We start from the raw sequence: 3925 nt of genomic DNA on the forward strand, positions 1-3925 counted from the left end.
CCCGCTCGGCGGCGGGCCGGGTCTCCGGCACCACCCGGTGGCAGGAGACGAGCAGGACGAGCGCGAACACGGTCATCGCCGCGAACAGCCCCCGCCAGTCCGTGCCGAGGAGCAGCAGCGAACCGAGGAAGGGCGCCAGGATCGGGGCGAGCCCCATCACCAGCATCAGCCGCGACAGTACGGCGACCACGGCGGCGCCGTCGTAGAGATCCCGTACGACCGCACGGGAGATGACCAGCCCTGCCGCCCCGCTGAGTCCCTGCACCGCGCGCGCCACCATCAACGAGGGGACGGAAGGGGCGAGCGCGCAGGCCAGGGAGGACAGGACGAACAGGGCGAGACCGACGAGCAGCGGCCGGCGCCGCCCGTACCGGTCGCTGAGGGGACCCGCCACCACCTGGCCCACGCCAAGACCGACCAGACAGGTCGTGAGAGTCAACTGCACCGCGGACGTGGTGGCGTTGGCCTCGTCGGCGAGCCGGGGGAGCGCGGGCAGATAGAGGTCGGTGGCGAGCGGGCCGATGGCCGACAGCCCGCTGAGCACCAGGATCAGGCTCAGCGGCGCCGCCGGCCGGGCCGGGCCGCCGGTCCGGCTGCGGAACACGCGTCGGCCGCCGTCAGTAGGGCTTGTTGAGGGTGAACTCGACATCGGCGAAGCGCGCGGCGTCCTTGCGCAGCTCCTCGATCGTCCAGCGGTGGTCCGTCTCGATCGAGTCGACGATCGCCCACGGCTGGAAGAGGTGCACCGAGCCGCCGCGCACGAAGAACGAACGCCCGGCCAACGGGCAGTCGGCCGTCGCCAGATAGGCGACGAACGGGGCGATGTTGGCGGGGTCGTCCTCGTCGAAGACGCCGTCGGCCGCGCGCTCCTCGTACTGTTCCGCAGCGCCGGGTACGGTCATGGTGAGCCGCGTCCTGGCGGCGGGCGCCACGGCGTTGCAGCGCACTCCGTACCGCTCCAGCTCCAGTTGGAGGATGCTGGTGAAGCTGGCGATCCCGCTCTTGGCCGCGCCGTAGTTCGCCTGCCCCACATTGCCGAACAGACCTGATGTCGACGTGGTGTTGACCAGGGAGGCCTGCCGCTGCCGGCCCGCCTTCGCCTCGGCACGCCAGTAGCGCGCCGCGGCCCGGCTGCTGAGGAAGTGCCCGCGCAGATGGACCCGCATGACCGAATCCCAGTCCTCCTCCGACATGTTGACCAGCATCCGGTCGCGCAGGATGCCCGCGTTGTTGACGAGGATGTCGAGGCCGCCGAAGGCTTCGACCGCGCTGTCCACGAGCCGCTGCGCGCCGTCGGCGTCGGCGACGTCGTCCGTACTGGCCACCGCGGCGCCGCCGGCGGCCGTGATCTCGTCCACGACCCGCTGGGCCGGGCCGGTGTCCGCCCCCTGCCCGTCGCCCGCACCGCCGAGGTCGTTGACGACGACGCTCGCCCCTTCGGCCGCCAGCAGCAGGGCCTCCTCGCGGCCGATGCCCCGGCCGGCCCCGGTCACCACGGCGACGCGTCCTTCGAGTGCCCGCATGGTGCTCCCTCCTTCGGTGTGGTTCCGGGTCATCGGGTGAGGACCATCGCGCCGCACTGCGGTCCGTGCGCGTTGGCCACCACCGCCACATGCGGGTCGGGCACCTGCCGGCTGCCGGCGTCGCCGCGCAGCTGCTCGACGGCCTCGTTGAGGAACGCGAGACCGTGCAGCCGGCCGGCCGCGAGCTGGCCGCCGTTGGTGTTGAGCGGCAGATCACCGCCCGGACCTATCCGCTTGCCCGAGTCCACCCACTCGCCGAACTCGCCGATCCCGCAGAAGCCGAGCGCCTCCACCCAGGACATGGTGATGTGGGTGAACCCGTCGTACAGCTCGGCCACATCGACATCGGCGGCCGTCACCGACGCGTTCTCCCAGAGGTGCTGGGCGCAGCCGATCGTCCCGCCGAACACGAAGTCGTCGGTGAAGGTCCAGTCCGGGCGCGAGCCGGTGCCGAAGGCGACCGCGTCGACCGTCACCGGTACGCTCGCGAGATCGCGGGCCCGCTCGGCGGTGGTGATGACGGTGGCGCAGACACCGGTGACCGGGTAGTCGCAGTCGTACAGCCGCAGCGGTTCGGCGACGAAGCGCGAGTCGAGATAGTCGTCCATCGTCAGCCGCGTCCTGAGCACGGCGCGTTCGTTCATCGCCGCCCACTTACGGGCGTTGACCGCGATCCAGCCGTAGTCCTCCTCGCTGCCGCCGTACTCCGCCAGCCTGCGGAACTTCTTCATCCCGATGGCCGGGATGATTCCGCCGAAGTCCCCGTAGGGCGTCTGGAACTGGGCGGGGCCGCTCGCGGGCGGCGCCACGACCGTGCCGGACTGCTGGCCCCACTCCCGGTCGACGGACCGGTAGACCAGCGCCGTCTCGCACACCCCTGACTCGACGGCGGCGACCGCGCTCATCGCGGCCGCGAGCCCGGAGGGACCCGTACCGCCGATGTCCGCGTACGCCTTCAGGTCCTCGATGCCGAGCAGCCGCTGCATCAGGGTCGCGTTCTGGGTGCCCATGCCCGGGTACTCGAAGATCGCGTCGACCTGTGACGTGCTGAGCCCCGCGTCGTCCAGGGCGCCGAGGCAGGCGTCCACGGCGAGCGGCCGTGTGTCGACGCCGAGCGCGCGGTGCACGGTCGAGTAGCCGATGCCGACGACGGTCGCGGTGCGTCCGGTGCGTTCCGTACTCATGCGTGCTCTCCTCGGACCGGTCGGAACTGCGGGATCGCGCCGTCGCCGCGCCGCTCGAAGGTGACCTCCAGCGGCTGGCCCGCGGTCAGCCCGGCCGGGTCCGCCTCGACGATGTTGGTCAGCAGCCGTACGCCCGGTGCGTCGTCGAGATCGACGAGCGCGACGGTGTACGGGACGGAGTCGGCGAAGTCCGGGTGGAACGCCTGATGCAGGACCGTCTTCGCGTAGAGCGAGCCCCGGCCGCTGACCGGTGTCGGTGTCAGCTCACGCGCCTGACAGCTCTCACACACCGGCGACGGCGGGTACTGGAAGCGCAGGCAGCTGTCACAGCGCTGGACGAGCAGTTCCCCACGAGCGGCGCCCTCCCAATGGAAGGCACTGAACTGATCAGGGATCGGGACGGGTTTGCCCATGGCTGTCTCCGCTCGCTCGGGACGTTATCGACAGCAACACGGTACTGCTTACGGTAAAAAAGTCTATAGGCGTGAACAGGTCGGAACGCCGCCCGCACGACACTGCCGTGGAGGGACGATCCGGACGTACGATCAGCCGCATGCTGCTCGAAGGCCGGTGTTACACCGCCGCCGACCGGAGCCGGGCCACCCGTCGGGCGGGCCGACTGCTCCACCTCCTCGGCGCGCGCCGTGCGGATACCGGAACGGCCACCGGAACGGGCGGCGGTCACCTTGTCCTGCCGGTCGGACGCGAGCGCTCGGTGGGCGCGGAATGGGCGGCGTCCGGACTGCTCGGTCTTGCCACCGACGAGCGCCCTGCGGTCTCGCTGCCGTCGTCGGTCGACGTGGTCACCGCGGCGGACGGGGCGGCCAGCGCGTACACGGCCCTCGCCGGCGCACTCGGCCGTACGGTCCGCCTCGACGGCGCGGCGCTGCTCGGGGAGCGGGCGGCAGTGGCAGGCCTCGCCGCCCGGCGGGGCGCGTCCGTGGGCGGTGGCACCCGCATGCTGCGGTGCGCCGACGGCTGGGTGGCGCTCGGGCTGCGCAGGGATGCCGACCGGGAGCTGGTGCCCGCCCTGCTCGGCCGCGAGTGGGACGGCGACCGGGCCGACATCGCCCGCCGGGCGGCCGTGACACCGTGGGACGAGTTCGTCGGACGGGCCCAGCTGCTCGGACTCTCCGCCGCCGGGGTCCGGCCGCCCGCCGCCGTCCCCGAACCGTGGACGATCACCCCGGCGGGCCGGCTGCCGGGCACGGACGGCCC

Annotated in this window: 4 protein-coding genes and 1 pseudogene; 1 reads left to right on the forward strand and 4 read right to left on the reverse strand. The window is 72.3% G+C overall.

Annotated features, from left to right (window positions below; translation table 11 throughout):
• From HY68_RS33615 to HY68_RS33630, 4 genes are all read right to left on the reverse strand, one after another.
• On the reverse strand, window positions 1-604 hold a 604-nt coding region (locus HY68_RS33615), incomplete at its 3' end, for an MFS transporter (RefSeq protein WP_198533473.1).
• Between the two features lie 13 nt (window positions 605-617).
• A complete protein-coding gene (locus HY68_RS33620) occupies window positions 618-1523 on the reverse strand; it encodes an SDR family oxidoreductase (protein ID WP_041999067.1) in 906 nt (301 codons plus the stop codon).
• A gap of 29 nt (window positions 1524-1552) precedes the next feature.
• Window positions 1553-2707 carry a thiolase family protein gene (locus HY68_RS33625; protein WP_041999070.1) on the reverse strand — a complete coding sequence of 385 codons (1155 nt, stop codon included), beginning with the start codon at window positions 2705-2707 and terminating at the stop codon, window positions 1553-1555.
• Entirely contained in the window at window positions 2704-3120 is a 417-nt protein-coding gene (locus tag HY68_RS33630) for an OB-fold domain-containing protein (RefSeq protein WP_041999073.1), read from the reverse strand. Before HY68_RS33630 ends, HY68_RS33625 begins: the two co-directional genes overlap by 4 nt.
• Window positions 3121-3260: 140 nt before the next feature.
• Here HY68_RS33630 and HY68_RS44365 point away from each other — a divergent pair.
• A pseudogene (locus HY68_RS44365) lies at window positions 3261-3925 on the forward strand (CoA transferase); the annotation flags it as partial.

Origin of the sequence: Streptomyces sp. AcH 505 (genome assembly GCF_000818175.1) — a bacterium.
GTDB lineage: Bacteria > Actinomycetota > Actinomycetes > Streptomycetales > Streptomycetaceae > Streptomyces.